The following is a 19,163-nucleotide window of genomic DNA, read 5'->3' as shown; positions in this document are numbered from 1 at the left end:
TAGTGGCAATCCTTATTGTTTTTTATAAATCACGACCTGTTGATCGTCCGCTTGTTTGTCTCTATCATGGTCATAGGTTCTGGACAACTGCAATGTAGATTTGGCATCATCTAAACTTATCAAGTAAGTATGTTTGATTTTTGCAGGTTTTTGAATATTGAAAATAATAGAGTCACCCGTTATTTCCCAAGCTCCTTGATAGGTTAGAATAAGGTCGTTATTTAGATTGAAGTGTTCTTCACTGTAAGAGCCATCACTATTGAAGTGCAACTTTGAAGGTTTTCCCTGTAAAACACTTTCCCAATTGCTTTTGTCAGCCTTTTTTACATAAGAAGAGTCGCTGCTTCGATAACTCGGCATTGTTACCGAAAAATTTGTGGCTTCCCAATTTGTTCCATTCAAATGAGCGGATATATCAGATTGACAAGCTGAAAATTGAAGCATTGTCATGAATATAAATAGGAGAAAAAATGGTTGTTTCATCAGATTTTGTTTTTTGAAGCACAAATTTAATACAAATCTTTGTGGGAATATGGCGAAGGGTCGTATCTTTGTCCTTTAATTTAGTAGATAATTTTCTTAACAAAGAAATCCTTCTATTAGTCTATTGCTAGTGTATAGGAAGTATTTCAAAAACAAACACATGAAAAAGTATCTCTCTTTGATTTTTTGTATTTTGTTGAGCGTCTGTGTAGGAACGAGTTGTAAAAGCTCGGATACTACGGGTAAGGCAGATAGTAATGCCCCTGCAAAAACAGCGGCACCCGCATCAGGTGATGCAACTACTCTCTCTCCAGAAAAAAAGGAAGAAATAGAGTCACGTAAAGCTGCAAAAACAGATGAACAGGTGACATCTATGATGATGAAACGAGCAGAAGCTTTGGGGAAAACCTACTGCAATTGTATTGCTAACTCTGATAAAGAGCGTTGTGATACAAGGGTTCAAAAAAGCTATGATGCAACATTGAAGCGCTTGGCAGAAGACAAGCATGCTGAGTTCAAAGCAACGTATGATGCAATTGTCAATAACTGTAAATAAATTTCTTCTAAGAAAAAATATTTTTAGGTATTGCTTGCAAATTGGATGAAAATACTTACCTTTGCATCACTACAATTATTTTTTCTTACGACTCCACATTTATTACATTCCAAAACAAATTGGGTGGATGCCCTTTCTGTATGATTCTATTCTCTCTGGTTTTCATTAAGAAACGTTTAATTACACATCTTTTTATTTTTGTAAAATTATTGTCATTTTTTTCTAATTGAACTTGAAAAGGATAATAATAGCATGATATTTCGTAGCAAAATACTGGCTGCGTTCTTTTTCAAGAAAAATAGTACCTAATTGAATGAGTAATTTTAGTTTTTTCAGAGATATGCTTCAAAAATTCCAATTTATTAGTTTATTTTGCGACTCTTGTGAACAAAACTGTTCTCAGGGGTTTTGGCGTATTCCTAAAAAGACACGAAAACGACAAAACAATTTTTAATTTATTTTATAATTATTTTTTCTTTATTCACTTTCCAAAACCAAGATGTACATGATGAAAAATTTATTCCGAGTAGGTTTAGGGCAAATGGCTGCGTTGATTGCCATTATTTGTTGCCTTACGCTTACTACCAATCAAACTTTCGCTCAATGTGATGCCGGAGGTGCTCCTACTACGAATGCGGCAGTTGTATGCCCAGGAGTAGGTGGTCTCGACATCGGATTATCAGCAGTAGATATTCCTACTGGTGTAGCGGCAGGATTGTATGGTGCTTACGTTGTTACCATCACAGATGGTGGCAATATAGCAACTGTCCTTTTTGAAGGTAATCCTGCTCAGTCTTTGACTCCTGCATTGTTGAATGCAGTGACTATCAGCATTGCTGCTGACGGTACAGTTACCGCTGGTACGCCTGCAGGTACCAATGCCCCTGTTATTACAGGTTCTCCATTGGCTCCTGGTGTAGGTTATACTGCTGTTGGTGATGTGTACTTAGGTACAGATCCTACACCAGACGGTTTACCTATCCGTCAGGATTTCTGTGCTGTGCCAACAACTGCAGCTTCAGCTGCATTTGACATAGTTGGAAACTTTCTTAATCCTAATGGAATCAATCCATTAACCAACTATGACTGTATCTCTCCTGATGTAGCACAAATTCCTGCATTAGATGTGACAGGTGGTACTGCTCCTTACACTGTAAATGCTGCAACAGAAGTATATTCTGATGCTGGTTTGACTACAGCTTACATGGCTGGCGATCCTATCGCTTTCCCTAATCCTCTTTTGTTCGTACCTGCTAATACTGTATGGTCTTTGACTGTTCAGGATGCAAACGGATGTGAGAGTACTGTAAGCGGTCAATTCGAAACGCCACAAGCTGAGATTTTGGCTTTGTCTAATGACTATTGTCAATTTGATGCTGCTGTAACAATTTATGGTGATCCTAATGGAGCTCCTTATGTAGGTCCTGTTACTGATCCTTTGAATCCTTTGGTAAATGATTTACCTGTTGGTACATTCTTTGGTGATTTCGCTGGATATGTTGTGGACAATGGCAACAACACTGCTGCTTTTGATCCTTTCCTTGCTGGTCCTGGACAACACAGTGTATTCTTTGTTGTTGGAACAGACATCGACTGCCAAGCTATCGACCAACAAATCGTAAACGTATATCCTTCTTTCATTGCTTCTTTTGATGGTGGAAACGCTCCTAATGCGAATCCATTGCCATTGGTTGTATGTCAAGGTGCGAATGGTGGCGCTATCACTATTGAGCCTGACGTATTGGATGAAGATGTTATTCCTGCTTTGACTGCTTTGGAAGATGTATTCTTCATCGATGCTCCAAACAATGGCATTGCAGCTGAATTGCAAGTAGCTGTAGTTTTCGACGGTCCTGGTATCGTAAACAATGGTGACGGTACTGCTACTTTCGATACAAGCTTACCTCCTGGTACTTATACTATTACTTCATTTGTAGGATACGAGCAATGTGTAGCTTCTCAATCTCATAGTGTTACTATTGTAACAAATGTAGATGCTACTACTACTGATGTTGAATTGTGTGCAACTGGTTCTGGTCAAGTGAACTTGACTGAAGCATTCTTAGCGAATACTACTCCTGGTGGTACTTTTGCTTTCAATACAGTAGCTGGTCAATTTGACTTTATTGGCGGCAATGTATTGCACTACGATCCTCTAGCAATTCCTGCTGGTGGAACAATTCAAGTAGACATTGATTACACAGTAGGTGATGCTGGAATTGGTGCTCCATGTTTTGCTACTTCTACATTTACTGTATTTGTAGATAACAACAATACACAGGTAAGTTTCGACTTAGTTGACCATGTTTGTTTGACAGACGGAGTTGTTGATTTGGATGCAGTTGTAACAGGTGCTGACAAAGCTGCTGGTACTTTTGCGGGTACTGGTGTAGCTGGTACTACCTTCGATCCTGCTGTTGCTGGTGTTGGTACATTTACCATCACTTATACACAAAACAATGGCTTGGGTGCTTGTACTAATGTATTGAGCCAAATCATTGAAGTGAAATTCGCTGGTGATGCAGCTATTGCTGATGTAGCAGTATGTGAAGATGCAGGCGTTCAGTTCTTAGAAGAATTGGCAGCTGATTTTAATGGCTTAGTTACTGCAGGTTCTTTCAGTGGACTTGGTGTAACAGACTTTGGTGGTATTGCAACTTTTGACCCAACTGGATTGGTAGGCACTGTTGCTGTTCAATACTGTATTGGTGACGATGAGTGTGAAGATTGTCAAACATTCCACATTACTGTATTCCCATCTCGTGATGCTGCAGTTTTGACTGCTCCTGCTGCTGTATGTTCTGATGCAGGTCCATTGAACTTAAGCGGATACTTGAATGCTGGTGCTGCTCCTGGTACATTGACTGCAAGTGCAGGTACTGTAACAGCTACTGCTGCTGGTACTATGTTGGATATTAGTGGTATTGCTGATGGTACAACTGTTACCATTACATATACTCCTAACCCTGCTGCTGGTGTTACTTTCATGGATCTTGCTGCTGGTGTTGATGGTCCTGCTGTTGATTGTTATGTTGGTACTACTACTGACATTCTTATCAACGGAGCCGTAGATGCAAGCTTTACAGTAGATGCTGAGCCATTTGTATGTGCTGGTGATGATATCACAGTAACTCCTACAGGTACTATTCTTGGTACTTCTACTATTACTTTCAATGGTGGTACTGTTGGTGCTGTTATCCCTACTACTGGTTTAGATGGATTGTATGAAATTACTCACACTGTTACAAATGGTGTTTGTTCTGATTCAGACAATACTTATGTTTATATTATCGGTACTGCTGTTGCTACTTCTAATAGTCAAACAGTATGTGCAGATGCAGGTGACTTAATCAACTTGACTCAATTCTTGGGTGCAGGTACTACTCCTGGTGGTGGATTCACCAATACAGGTGGTGCTGCAACTGTTAATGCAGTTGGTGGAGTTTTAGGACCTGGTGATGTTTTATTAGTAGGTAGTGCAACAACTTATGATGTAACTTATACAGTAGGTATCGAAGGACAATGTGCTGCAACTACTAACTTCACAGTTACAGTTGTTCCTACTCCTGATGCTACTTTGGCTTCTCCTGCTCCAGATGAGTTGAACTTCTGTTTTGCAGATGGTTTGACTATTTTGCCTAACACGCTTGTAGCTGCTAATACTTATACAGTAGTATTGAATGGTACTACATTGGTTATTCCTAATGGTGGCCAAGGTCAGTTCCAAACTACTGAAACAGTTCCTACTACTGAAACATTTACTATCCAAGATGGTGGTGTAACAGTTGCTACTGTTATGTTGACTACTGGTGATGTATTGACTTATGACGGTGCAGATGTTACTGTTGGCGGTGGTGCTCCAATTAACTTGGGTGCTGGTCCATACAGTGTGGTAAATTCTAGCAATGTAACAGTTGCTACATTTACTAACACAGGTGATTCATTTACTTTCACTGGAACAGTTACTAACATCATTCCTAATCCATTTGTAGTAAATGGTGCTCCATTGCAAATTGGTTTAAATACCCTCATTATCACTGTAACAACTCCTGATGGTTGTACAGATACATTTGAGCAAGATTTATTCTTCTATGCTGATCCTGTTGCTGCATTCAATCCGACTGCTGTAACTGTATGTACTGGTGACGGTGATGTTGATTTGTCTCAATATTTGAGTGCAACTTCTACTTCTGGAGGTTCATTCTCTTCTTCTGCTGCTACTGCTTTGACAGGTAGCACTTTCGATCCAGCTGTTGCTGGTGTAGGAGTTCACACTGTTACTTATAATGTAGGACTTCCTCCAGGTTGTGCTGCTTCTGCAACTTTGACAATCACAGTTGTAGGTTCTGTAACTGCTACTTTTGATTTGCCAAGTTCTTTGTGTGCTGGTCAAACAATTGATTTATTGGATTATGTAGCAGGTAATCAAACTGGTACATTCACTGTAAACGGTGCTGCTTTGGTAGGTAGTGAATACACTGCTTCTGATGTAGCTGGTCCTGTGACTATCGTTTACACTTATCCAAGTCCTGACAATGGTTGTGGTGGTTCTGCAACAGAAATAATCACTGTTATTGTTCCTTCTACTCCTACATTGGAAGACAATATTGTATGCCAATCAGAAGATGATTATACAATTGATTTGACTCAATATTTGCAAGCTGGTCCTGCTATCAATGGTGGTACTTTCCAATTTGCTGGTATCGGTGCTCAAGCTGCCAATGGTGGTGCGTTTATCAATGAGATTGAATACTCTGAAACTGCAACGAATTCAATTGCTACGGGTGACTTCATTGAGGTTGCTGGTGCTGCTGGTACTGACTTGAGAGATTACTTGATTGTCTTGTATGAGCCTAATCAATATGTAGTAAACGATACTCCTCAGTTTGGTGAAACAAATGGTCGTGTTTATGCGGTTATTTCTCCAGAATTGGGATATGGTTGGATTATGGATATCGATCCAAGTACTCCTGGTTATGACGATCCTGATACACCAACTAATGACAAATGGTACACTTCTCCAGATGTGCTTGGAAGACCTGGTTGTCCACAAATTGGTGGTGATCCTGACGTGTTCCTAGTATCTTCAGTTGAAGAAGGTGTTGCTGGTGACTGGATTATCAATCCTACTTACAGTGCTGCTAATGGCGCAAGCTATGGTGCATTGGCAATTGACCTTGGATACGATCCTTGTAATGTTCAAGTATGGGAAGGTCTAAAAATGGGACCTGCTGCTATCGCTCTTGTTTACAAAGGTGATTTCTCTAACGGAGAAGGTGTGTATGATACTGGTGATGCAACAAACGTTAATGAAAACGGTGATGATGCAATTGACGGTTTCGGTGAGGCTAACATGACTGTAACTCAATTTATTGGTTATGGTGGTGATCCTGCAAAAGCACACTTAACTGATAGCAACTTCGGTATCTTTACAGCTACTGATGGTCCTGCTGTTGGATTATCTACTACTGATGTAAATGCAGTGGATGATGGTACTACTTACCCTAACAAATCACTCCAGTTTACTAATGCTGGTTGGGTTGTTCCTTTCACTACTGGATTTGATCCTAATTTGAACTATCCTGATGATGATCAACCTTGTTTGCAACCTGCAAACGATGTAAATACTGCTGAAGATCAATCTCCTGGTTTCTTGAACTGGGGACAGTTGGCTCCTGGTGATGCTAGCTACAGTAACTTTACTTTAGGATGTGCATTGAATTCTTCTGCTGAAGAAAACTACTTCGACTACATTTCTCCAAATGGTGACATCTTAGACCTTTCTCACTTCGACGCTACTTTATTCGTAGGTGGCTTAGTTGCAACTGAGAGTGCTGTTTATACAGCTGGTTCTGATGGTGATAGCGATGCAGGAGTATTGTTCAATTTCACTAAAAATCAAGTATTACCAATTGGCTTTACTTACCAAGTACCAAGCGGTACTCCAGAGGCATTGTGTGCTGATTCAGATGTGAACTTGTTCGTTATGATGGACTATGAAGAGTACTGGCAAGCACCTGCATTTATATGTGAAGGTGATGGTGTACAAAATATGAATGATTGGATTCTACAAACAGTATCTTTCGTTCCTTTCACAGTTCAAGCTTCTGGCTCTCATACATTCACTGCAAATATCGAGTGTGATGAAAACATTCCTTCTTTGTTCATCTCTGAATTGAACTACTTCGGTAAGAATGTAACAAGTACGGACGAGCACTGTGTGACATACAACTACATCCAAGATGCATTTGCTGCTGGTGGATTCGGTGGAGTTACTTTCATTGACTACAACCCTGCAACTGATAACGTAACTGTTAAATTCTGTGATGGTGTTGAAATTTCAGGTTTGACTGGTACAGATCTTAGCTGTTACCAATTGATTTTCTACCGTCCTGATCCTACATTGGTTGCTAGTGGACAACAATCTACATCATTGGCTTACGACGTAGTGTATATCGGCCGAAATGGTATTCCTGTAAGTACAGATGTTGAAAACTTGGTTTACATGAACCTTTATGGAACTATTGATGATGACTATACACCAAATGGTAATAGTGAAGATATCTACTATGGTTTCAATGGTACAACTGTATTCCGTTTAGATGGTAGCAACCAAAGTGTTGTTCCTGGTTTTGGTGCATTAGACTTACGTCTTCCTGCAACAAGAGCTAAACTTGAGTTTATCACTGCTCCTACAGAATTCTATACTATTCCTAATCCGCAAGACAATGCTCTTGCAAATAGTATTCCTAACTACAATGGTCCTTGTGGAACTCCATTCTCTCCAATCAACATCAATGCTGATTGTGCTGCTGGCTTTATTGACCCAGACGGTGTTCCTGTAAGCCCATTAGCTGGTGGTATCTACATTGATATCAACGGAAATGGTTTGGTAGATATTGGAACTGACCTCTTGGTATTCAAAGACAGAGATGGTCAATCTGATTACGATCCAGGTGAACAAACTACTGGTACTGACGGATGTGTTACTACTGACGATGTATTCCCATGGGAACGTGAATCAGAGTGTCGCAATGACGCAACTGGTCGCTTGACTTCTGGCGATGCATTTACTAACAGAGGACGTTCTAAAGTTGGTTCTCGTTGGTTCCCAATCTTGGACATCGACGAAAGCGTTTCTGGTGTTGGTCTTTACAACAAATGTTCAGACGTTGGTCCTATTGCTGATGACTTGACAGGTGAAACACTTGAGTTCTTGAGCTGGGGTGAGCAACTTTGTGTTCAAAACCAAGCTGACTTTACAGAAGCTGGTCCATTCGAACAACAATTCTCTGAAGTTATTGACAGTTTGGATGCTGGATTTGGTGACTTACGTTCATTACAATTAGTGAGCTGTAACGAGCTTCCTGCTGCTCTTGTTTCTGGTTGTGGTACATGTACTGATGAAACGGGAACACTTATTCCTGGTGCTACTGCATGGGTTACAATCTTCAATGGTGGTGCTGTTAAAATTCCAGTATGTCCAGAAGAAACAGCTGTAACTGCAAATCAATTCTCTAACTCATTCGGTTACTACAACTGTCAGTTAGATGAAGATATTTCTGAAGCTGCTCCATGTACTATTGAATTAACAATTAGTGACGAAGACTTACCAGATAACTATATCATTACTGATTTCTTAGTACAAGCTACTGCTACTGGCGGTTTTGTATATCAGTGGGAATTGGGTGATAGAACTGGTTGTTACTATGACGAAAGTGATAGAGGATGTCAATCAAGCGGTTGTGGCGTAAGCCCAGGTCGTGTGAATTGTATGCCTGGTGAAGCTAGCTTGGGTGTAGTTACTGATCTTGTAACTGGTGCAAGTGTAAACGGTTTCACATTAATTGATGCTGTTGGTAATAGAAACGGTCCATTGGGTTGTGATTTTGCCTTTGACGGTGCAGCTACTAAAGTTGCAGAAAGAACTTACTACTTAGACATTGCTGCTGCGGTTGGTCAAACATTGAACTTCCCAGTTATTCCAAGTGGTGCTGATTCTTGCTACAACATTACTCAAAATGGAACATTCACTGCTACTTTATCTGTTGCTGTAAACTACGAACAATGTCACTATGTTGGTGCATTTGGTAGCTCTGATGCAACAGTTGATGGTAACATTGACTTGGATCTTTCTGCTGTACAAGGTGCAGTTGGTGGTGAAGTACCTGTTGATCCATTCTGGACACTTGATCCTGCTGGATTGCAAGATTTCTCTCCAATTTTGGTTACTTACGACATTCCTAATGCGAACGTAGGTGATGCTGATGAAGCAACTGATGATGTTTCTTGTATCGATAACAATACAGACGAAGATCAAAGAGATCAATTGATTAACATTATCTACTCTGATCCTGCTGAATTAGTTGATGGTGCATTGACAGTATGTTCTACTAGCGGCCCTGTAAACTTGGTGAACTTGTTAGCTCCTGGTACTCCTGCTTCTGGTGCATTTACAACAGATGCTTCTGGTGCTTTGACTGGCAACTTCTCATTTGATCCTGCTGCTGCTGGTGCTGGTTCATGGACTGTGACTTACACTACTAACTTCAATAGCGCATGTCAGATTTCTGATAATGTTACTATTAATGTTGTAGAGGTAACTGTTCAAGCTCCTACTACTGTATGTTCTACTGACGGTGTAATTGCTTTGAGTGCAAATGTAGATGGTACTTTTGCTGGTGCTGGTGTAATTGCAGTTGAAGGCGGTTTCGCATTTGATCCTGCTGCTGCTGGTGCTGGTACTACAGTTCTTACTTTCACTACTGCTGACTGTTCTGGTCAGACAAGTGCAAGTGTAACTGTTCTTCCTTCTCCAAGTGCAAGCTTCTTCGTACCAAGTCAAGCATGTATGGCTGATGGTGACATCACATTTGCTGTCTTGGGTGCTGCTGGCGGTACATTTACTGTAAATGGCGAAGCTATTATGGGTAATGTATGGACTCCTACTGCTGCTGGTTATGTAGCTGTAGAGTACACAGTAACTGCTGCAAATGGTTGTACTTCTACTGAATTGCATCACGTGAATGTATTTGATGTATTCAATGCTACATGGACACATGATGGCGGATTTACAGTATGTGAAAATGACTTACCATTGACCTTGACTGTTGCACAAACAGGTGGTACATGGACTTCTGACATTAACTCTACTGTAACTGTAGAAGAACAAGAAATCACTGAAGAAGTAGCAGATAGTAACTTCGTATTTACTATTGATGGTGCAAGCGGTGATACCTTAAACATTGACACAATTGTAACTTTCAGTACTGTTGTTATTGGTACTGTTGAAGTAGTTACTTTTGATGCTGATATCGAAAATGCTGATCACGGTTCATTCAGTGTTACTTACGAAGGTGGTGGTGCTAACTGCGGTCAAGCAGAAACACATGTAATCAATGTATATAACGTTCCTGATATTCCAGTAGTAACTCCTACTAACGCAGCTATCTGTGATGGTGAAGATGCTCCTGTATTGGAATTAGTGGGTAATCCTTCTTACTGTAACTGTCCTGTTACATTCAATGTATATGATGGTGCTGGTAACCTTGTATATGAAGGTGAAACTCAAAATAACGACGTATTTGATACTGGTAGCGTAGTAGATGGTCCTGGTGACTATACTTTCTCTGTTGTTACCGTAAACAAAGTATGTGAAAGTGACGCAGTTGAAGTAACTGTAACTGTGAACGAATCTCCTTCTTATGACTACTTAGTTGGTTGTACTGATCCTACAACTGGTAATGCTAGTATTGAGATTACCAATGTAACGACTGCTGGTCCTTACAGTGTATCTATCAATGATAGTGAGTTCTTTGCTTTCGTTCCTGACCAATCATTGAACGTATTGATTGGTGGTGAAATCAACACTGTAGTAGTGAAAGACGGAAAAGGTTGTACATCTGCTCCATTGGAAATTTCTGTTGATGAAGCAGTTAGATTTGACGCTGTATCTGATTGTCCAGATGCTGATGGCAATTCAACTGTAACAGTTGTTCCTAACGGTGGTACTGGTCCTTACCAAGTATCTGTTAATGGTGGTGATTATGGCGATGTTGATGATTTGACTGTTGCTGTTGCTGGTGATGCTGTTATCCGAGTGAAAGATTCTAAAGGTTGTGAGTCTAGAAGCAAAGTTGTTTCTACAAGCGACCCAGTAACTTTCACGGCTACTGCTAGCTGTCCTGACGAAAATGGTCAATCTACTATCGTAATTGCGCCTGTTAATGCAAACGATACTTACGTAGTAACTGTTGGTGACATTGACTTGGCAGAAGGTGTATTGACATTCCAAGCTGGTGGAGATGTGACTGTTGTTGTAACTTCTACAACTACTGGTTGTGCATCTGCTCCATTTGTTGTTGAAGTGCCTGCTGCTGCAAGCTTAACAGTAACGAAAGGATGTCCTAAAGTTGATAACATCACTGGTCAGTCTTTCACAACTGTTACATTTGGTGTAGATGGTCTTTCAACTGTATTCATTAATGGTAGTGCTATCATGGGTACTTCTGCAAGCTTAAGTGCAGGTACTTATACAGTAGTTGCTGTAAATGCTGACGGTTGTGAGTCTGCTCCTCAAACAGTTGAGATTGTTGATAATGTATCTCTTTCTTTGATTTCTGCTTCTTCTCAAACCATTGTATGTGGTGAAGGTAACATCATCTTAGCCCCTACTGGTGGCGGAGCAGGTGCTACTTACAACTACTACTTGGATGCTGCGGGTACTATTCCTGCTACTCCTGCATCTGGTGATGTATGGGTGAATGGTGAAGTTGTTGGACCAAGAATTATTTATGTTATCGCTACTACTGCTGATGGATGTAAATCTGCTACATTGGCTGCAAGTACTTACCATTACCAAGAGTTGTCAGTAAGTGATCTTCAAACAACTTGTAACGTTTCTGATGGTTCTTACACAGTAACATTTACTATCTCTGGTGGTAACGGTGTTTACAGTGTGAACGGTGCTTCTGCTCCTGAAAGCTTTACAAGTGCGTCTATCCCTGCTGGTCAAGCATACACATTCACTATCGATGACAGTCCATTGATTCCTTCTTGTGAGCCATTGACTGTTGCTGGTGCTGCTCCTGATTGCACTACTGAAATTGATGCTGTGAATGATGTTGGAGTTACTACTCCTGGTGAGCCTGTGACTATTAACATTCTAACGAATGATACTGGTTGTGGTCTTTCTGTAGTAGGTATTTTGGTGAATCCTTCATGTGGTACTATCATGGACATCAACCTTGAAACAGGTGCTGTTGTTTATGTTGCTAATGCTGGAACTACTTGTACCGAGGATACATTCACTTACCAAATCGTTGATTGTAACGGTAACACTACTGAAGCAGTTGTAACAATCTTTATCACTCAAGAAGGCGACTTGATCGTACAAGTAGAGAGAGATTGTACCAATGCTGAAGAAACTGGTGTTTATACATTGAACATTTCAGTGAATGGTGGTACTGCTCCTTATACTATCTCTGGTGCTATTAACGAAGTATTGGATGCTGCAGGTTTCACATTTGTAGTAATTACAGATGGTAACCCATACGAGATTAGCGTAGTTGATGCTGCTGGTAACGAATTCTTCGAAGCTGGTGGAGAGATTGCTTGTACTAAGTTGGCTGTTGATTTCATCGAATTCTACGGTGAAGTTCAAACAGAAGGTAACTTCCTTACTTGGATTACTGCAACTGAAGAAAACAACGACTTCTTCGTAGTAGAACATTCTACTAACGGTAAAGACTTTGCTCCTATCGGTACAGTTGATGGTGCTGGTACTTCTAATGAGGCTGCTATCTACGACTTCTTACACAGATCTGCTCCAAGTGGAATGAGCTACTACCGTATCAAAGCTGTTGCTTTTGACGGTGAGGCTACTTACACTAAAGTAATCAACTTAGTAAGAGGCGAGCGTGCATTTGGTATCGTAAGTGTTTACCCTGTTCCTGTAAGCAGTGTAGTTAATATTAACTTCACTACTAAGGCTCAAGGTACTTCTACTATCCAAATTCACAACGTAGCTGGTAAATTGATGAGTACTCAGGATGTAGATACAGAAGGTGGTATTAACAAAGTATCATTGAATGTAGCTTCTTACCCTGTTGGTACATACTTCGCAACCATCAAAAATGGTGAAGAAGTAGCTACTACTAAATTTGTTAAGGAGTAATCCTGATAAATAGATGACACATAGGTAGTTCCGATTTTTCGGAACTACTTATTCTGAATAGAAAAGCCTGTAACACTTATGTGTTGCAGGCTTTTCGTTTTTTATAGACTTTTAATAAAAGTTTTGGGTAATTTGAAAAAAATGATAACTTGGGAATCATAAATGTGAATCACTAAAAACAGGATACAATGGGCAGCGAAAAAGTTAAACTACCTACTAAAAAAGAGCTTCAAAATTTTGTAGTCAATATTTTGAAAGATGTCCGGGCTTTAGACAAGATGATAGAGTCCGATATGTTTGAGAAAGAACCCATCAGAATTGGGGCAGAGCAGGAAATGTGTGTTGTGAATCAAGATTGGAAGCCAGCTAAAGTAAATCTGGAACTATTGAAGAATATCAACCATGAGTTATTCACTACCGAACTAGCACAGTTTAATCTTGAAGCGAATGTTCATCCTCTGATTTTTACAGGCAACTGCTTGAGTCAAATGGATAAAAATATTCAATTCTTGGTAGATTTGGCTATTCAAGAGGCGGAAAAAATGGGCAACCATATTATTCTGACTGGTATTTTGCCAACAGTTAGTCGATTGGATTTATCTATGGATAGTATTACGCCGATTGAACGCTACAAAGCATTAATGTATGCTATCAGTGATTTGAGGGGTAAGAAAGACTTGGAATTGAATATCAGAGGAATAGACCATTTGATGGCAAAGCATGATTCACCTATGTTGGAGGCGTGCAATACAGGTTTTCAGGTACATTTGCAGGTGACACCCGAAGATTTTGCTTCTAAGTACAATACTGCACAAGCAATTGCAGGGCCTGCTTTGGCGATTGCAACCAATTCTCCTATGTTATTTGGTAAGCGACTTTGGCACGAAACACGGATTGCTCTGTTTCAACAGGCAGTAGATACCCGTATAAGTGGACGGCATTTGCGCAACAAAAGCGCAAGAGTGATGTTTGGAAATCAATGGGTTAAAAATTCTATCCTTGAAATTTACAAAGAAGACATCATGAGGTTTCGGGTATTGTTGGGAAGTTCGCTTCAAACTCCTGATCCTTTATTGGAATTGGAGGAAGGTAAAATTCCAATTTTGGACTCACTTTTGGTACACAATTCTACGGTGTATCGTTGGAACAGACCTTGTTATGGAGTGGCGAATGGAGTACCACATTTACGGATAGAAAACAGGGTGTTGCCATCAGGACCTACTGTGAAAGATGAAATGGCAAACGCCGCACTTTGGCTGGGATTGATGAATGGTTTTGGAGATCAGTACAAAGATATTTCAAAAGAAATGGATTTTGATGATGCACAGGCTAATTTCTTATTGGCTTGTAGGAGTGGTATGAATTCGAAGTTTAACTGGGTTGGTTTGGATAAGCCTATCAATGCTTCTGAATTGTTGATAAAAGAATTGATTCCAATTGCCAGAGAAGGACTGCAAAAGGCAAATATAGATAAAAAAGATATTGATATGTATTTGAATGTCATTGAAGAAAGGGCTGAAACCAATCTCAATGGGTCGAATTGGATGTTGAAATCTTATGCAAAACTGACCAAACAAGTGTCTTCAAAGGAAGCAATCACTGCGATTACTGCGTCTATGCACCGTCAACAATTGATGAAGAATCCTGTACACAAATGGTCTTTGGCAGACGAAACAGACTTGAATGGATGGGAACCTCACTCTTTTTTGGTGGAAGATTTTATGGAGACAGATTTGATGACCGTACAAGAAGAAGACGTATTTGAATTGGTAGGCGATATGATGAACTGGGGCAAACTTAGATATGTTCCTGTTGAAGACAAGGATGGTCAACTTGTGGGGTTGATGACCTCCCGCATTTTGAGGAGATACTTGTTGGAGTGTTACCGCAATAATGAGAATGGTGAAACAAAGCGTTCTGCATTGGTCAAAGAGTTGATGATAAAAAATCCCGTTGTTGTCAAGCCGAGCGAACCCATTAGTAAAGCACTGGAAATCATGCAAGAAGAAGGAATTGGATGTTTGCCAGTAGTTCAGGATGATCAATTGATGGGAATTATTACAGAACAGGATTACCACAAGGTGATTGGGCGATTAACTTATAAGCACTTCAAAGTGAAGAATGCACAAGAAAAAAAGTGATTAAGATGAGAACCACAATGTTTGGGGAACAAGAGATAAATATCTCTATCAATGCTCAAAAACGAATTATTGGAAATTATACCAACAATCAAGAAGGGCCCCTATTGATTTTGATGGGGGCTATTCATGGTAATGAACCTGCAGGAGTAAAAGCACTTCAAACGGTATTTCATCAATTGAAGCAGTGTAATTTACCCATATCAGGAGAAATGATTGGACTCATAGGAAATCTAGAGGCATTTTCAAAGCAAAAAAGGTTTCTCTCCAAAGATTTGAACAGGCAATGGGGTTTGGATAATTTAAAGCGCATCAATGAGACTCCAAAAAACCAGCTAAGAGAAGAGGATAAAGAGCAAAAAGAATTATTAGAAATCTTAGGGCAAATCATTTCTCACCCTCTAAATAGACGGGTGATATTAATGGATTTACATACGACTTCTGCCGATGGGGTAGCTTATTCGATTGCGACTTCAATGGGAAACAGCCGTACTCTGGCCGAAAGTTTGGGGGTGCCTGTCATTATGGGCTTCGATAAAGCTATATCGGGAACAACACTCAATTATTTCAGTGGTTTAGGATTGGAGTCTTTTTGTTTTGAGGCAGGACAACATGATGCAGAGAGTTCTGTAACCAGAACTATTTCAGCGATTTGGCAACTTTTGGTATATATAGGTTGCATAGAAGCTACAGAAATTCCCTTTTTTGAGAACCACAAAGAACTGTTGTACGAATTGGGGGAAGGTTTGCCTCGCACTGTGGAGTATGAATACCGTCATGCTATTCAGCCAGAAGATTGTTTCAAGATGATTGAAGGGTTTGACAACTTTCAGGAAGTAGAAGAAGGGCAATTATTGGCGTATGACAAAGGAGGTGAAATCCGTGCGCCATTTAGCGGTATTATGCTGATGCCCTTGTATCAAGCTCAAGGAAAAGATGGGTTTTTTATCGTCAAAGAGATAGAATGATATGTGTTTACATTCTTACTTTTACAAGAATGTAAACATACCTTTTTGAAGCTAACGAAGTCCAAATCTGAATAACTTCAACTACTTATAAGAAATCTTCATCTTAGGATTGAAGTTGTAACAGCCCCTTGATACCCGTTTGAAGAGAAGACGATTGTAAGGGTCATTTCTATCCACTTCATTTTTTGCAAGAATAGAATTAACATATTGACGCTTGCGGCGGTATTCAGGCAGAATAATGTCGGGCATATCCTCAATCAAAATCATAAAATCGTCCATTTTCATGCCCCGCATACTTGGTGGATCGTTCACATCTACAATATCGCCGATAACCGCCTTCATATAATTCACCAAGAAGTATTCCATCGAAGACTTGTTGATTTTGATGATTTTATCTTCGGTTTGAACTTTGAGATAAGGAGTCATTAATTGAGGATAAATTTTCTGCAAGTCGTTGTACTTCAATTTTTCTCGATCATACGAGCGAATCACCAGTTGAAGAGCAGTCAAACCCTCTTTATTGACCTTTGTTTTGTCTATTTCCTGCTCCAATGCAAAATTAAGCGTGCGAATACTTCCGTTCTTAGCAGCTGCCATCAAAACCGTTTCACCCTCTAAGGTCGTGAAAGCCACTCCATATTTTTCTACCATGCGTCTCACATCATTGAAGTAATCCATTTGAATGATTTTTTCAAATCTGCGACGATCATTCGCAAAAACGTTCAAGTGTTTTTTAGCTTCCTTCAATCCCAATCTTTCGAGTTGTTCCAAAATCTCAAAATCCATGCGGTCTTTGGCATAGGCAAAAAGTTTCTTCTGTGCACCACTGCTGAAGTTGGGCGGATAAGCCATTCGCTTCCATTCCTCCACCTCTTCGGGACTGACAAATTCAATTCCTTTGATTTTATCTCTAATTCTCTGAGCCTGTTCGTGCTTTCCCTGCAATTCTAACCTTCGAGCTTCCGCCAACCATTCATTCGCATCTGATTTTTGTTCCTCCATTGTCACCTTTTCCTGTACCTGCGTGACATCCAAAAGCGTCAATATCTTGTGTTTTTTGGATTTTTCAATGACATAGATATTTTTCACGCCTCTCGTAAAAGCCACATAAAGAGAGTTGATGTAAAACTTGTAAGCCTCCAATTCTTTGTTGGTTTTGTCCTTTGCTCGTCCGAACTGCATGTTTTCGTCCAGCAAATCTTGGTCTGTTACACCGTCTGTAATGTGCCGAAACTCTTTGTCGTAATTGGAGATAAAATTGAAGAGAATGATGTTTTCATACTCCAAACCTTTTGCTTCTTGAATCGAAAATAGGAGAGGAGTATTGAAGTATTTGCTAACCGTAGATTTTTCCTCATTGTTCATTACCAAAACCGCAAATTTTGCAGAACCTTGTGTCTTGGTATTCAATTCTTTTTTGATGGCATCGCTTTCTTGGTAAAAATTAATCTCGCCCTTTGTTTCCGAAACGGTATCAATCAAATAAGTGCTTTCTTTGTCTATCGAACCAAAGCGAGCGTTCTTAATCTTCAATAAATTATTGGATAAAGTGGTGATTTTTTGAGAATTGCGGTAGTTGGTCTTCAAAATTCGGATAAGCGTTCCCTTCAAACTGCTTTGGAAAAACATACTCTTCAACTGCGACCAAGAAAAGAAATTGGGATGCACAATTTGGTTGGAGTCACCACTCAAAATAAAATTAGTGGCTTGATTCTTCAAAGATTGTAGCATGAGTTTCAACTGAACATTGGTGAAATCCTGCACCTCATCTACCACCAAAAAATCGTATTTTGGAGACACTTTTTCTAAATGTTCAAAAGCTACAATATTGGAGTCGTAGTATTTGCCTTCCTTCAAATAGTCTAAATATTTTTCAAAAACATCATATACAATTGGTCGTTCTTTGTCCAAAAAAATAGACTGACGCACACCCAAATTGAGGTAATCTTCTCGGCTTAAATAGGGTTTATCCACAATTGAACCTGTCAATACACCTTTAAATTCTTCAAACAACTTATAGCTTTCCTTGATTTTGACCGCCTGTTTGTAGCGATTGTACCAGCGTTCAAAGTCTTTGAAGACAATTTCTTTGCCTTTCGGCAATTGAATACTTTCCAGATATTCTCTAAAAGAAAGAAAATCAACTTCTTGTTTTTCGTTTTCGTAGTTGTTGGAGTAATATATGTTTTGAGAATTTTCGACCAAATAAGGTGAGAGAGACATATAGGCGATATTCCCCTTGAGGTATTTCATTTTTTCGAGTGTCAAAGCCGTCTTACCACTTCCCGCCGAACCTATGATAATCAATGGAGTAGGCAAAGAAAAAATAGCTTGCTGCTCACCATCCAATGAAATAATTTTGTCCAATACGTGAAAGCTGTTGTATTGACGGTTGATATAAACCATCTTTTTGACATCCTCATCTTCAATGCTGACCAAATTTGGAACGGGCTGAAATTGCTCTTCCTTGACTTCTGCCCCTCTCAAAAACTTGGATTTATCATAGGCGTGATTGTGTATCACTTCCAACAGCAAAAGGTAGGTTTCATCTTGATACTGAGCGAATTTGAAGAGCAAACGGTTGGTGTGGTCTAATTTGGCGCGATAAAAATCTGTATTGGGCATTTTCTTTACTTCAGCTGATTTGAAATCACCCTTCTGCAAAAAGCCTTCTACCCGTTTGAATTGTTGTTTTACGCCTTTGGTATCGAGTTCGTTGTAGTACAATATTTTTAAGTCGCTCATTGTCTATTGGTTGTGTTAAGATGTTTGGACGCTAATATGTTTAATTTATACAAAAATAGTGAGATTTTTAGAGTTAGATGATACTGAATGAATCTTTT

Annotated in this window: 6 protein-coding genes; 4 read left to right on the top strand and 2 right to left on the bottom strand. The window is 39.7% G+C overall.

The window, feature by feature from the left end:
- Window positions 1-12 precede the first annotated feature (12 nt).
- On the bottom strand, window positions 13-483 hold the full coding sequence (locus tag R3E32_18560; protein MEZ4886737.1) for a hypothetical protein: 471 nt from the start codon (window positions 481-483) through the stop codon (window positions 13-15).
- Between the two features lie 160 nt (window positions 484-643).
- On the opposite strand from R3E32_18560, the gene R3E32_18555 reads away from it, so the two are divergent.
- The 4 genes from R3E32_18555 to R3E32_18540 all read left to right on the top strand — a co-directional run bounded on the left by R3E32_18555 (window position 644) and on the right by R3E32_18540 (window position 16,320).
- Complete coding sequence (locus R3E32_18555) at window positions 644-1,039, top strand: hypothetical protein (GenBank protein ID MEZ4886736.1); 396 nt, start codon at window positions 644-646, stop codon at window positions 1,037-1,039.
- Window positions 1,040-1,544: 505 nt separating this feature from the next.
- Window positions 1,545-13,214 carry a T9SS type A sorting domain-containing protein gene (locus R3E32_18550; GenBank protein MEZ4886735.1) on the top strand — a complete coding sequence of 3,890 codons (11,670 nt, stop codon included), beginning with the start codon at window positions 1,545-1,547 and terminating at the stop codon, window positions 13,212-13,214.
- Window positions 13,215-13,402: 188 nt separating this feature from the next.
- On the top strand, window positions 13,403-15,355 hold the full coding sequence (locus R3E32_18545; GenBank protein ID MEZ4886734.1) for a CBS domain-containing protein: 1,953 nt from the start codon (window positions 13,403-13,405) through the stop codon (window positions 15,353-15,355).
- Between the two features lie 5 nt (window positions 15,356-15,360).
- Window positions 15,361-16,320: a succinylglutamate desuccinylase/aspartoacylase family protein gene (locus tag R3E32_18540; protein MEZ4886733.1), complete on the top strand. Its 960-nt coding sequence runs from the start codon at window positions 15,361-15,363 to the stop codon at window positions 16,318-16,320.
- Between the two features lie 81 nt (window positions 16,321-16,401).
- On the opposite strand, the gene R3E32_18535 is transcribed toward R3E32_18540, so the two are convergent.
- Entirely contained in the window at window positions 16,402-19,065 is a 2,664-nt protein-coding gene (locus R3E32_18535) for a hypothetical protein (GenBank protein ID MEZ4886732.1), read from the bottom strand.
- Between the last annotated feature and the right edge of the window lie 98 nt (window positions 19,066-19,163).

The sequence above is a fragment of the Chitinophagales bacterium genome (assembly GCA_041392475.1).
Lineage (GTDB): Bacteria > Bacteroidota > Bacteroidia > Chitinophagales > UBA2359 > JAUHXA01.
This window is presented reverse-complemented; position numbering and strand designations above follow the sequence as displayed.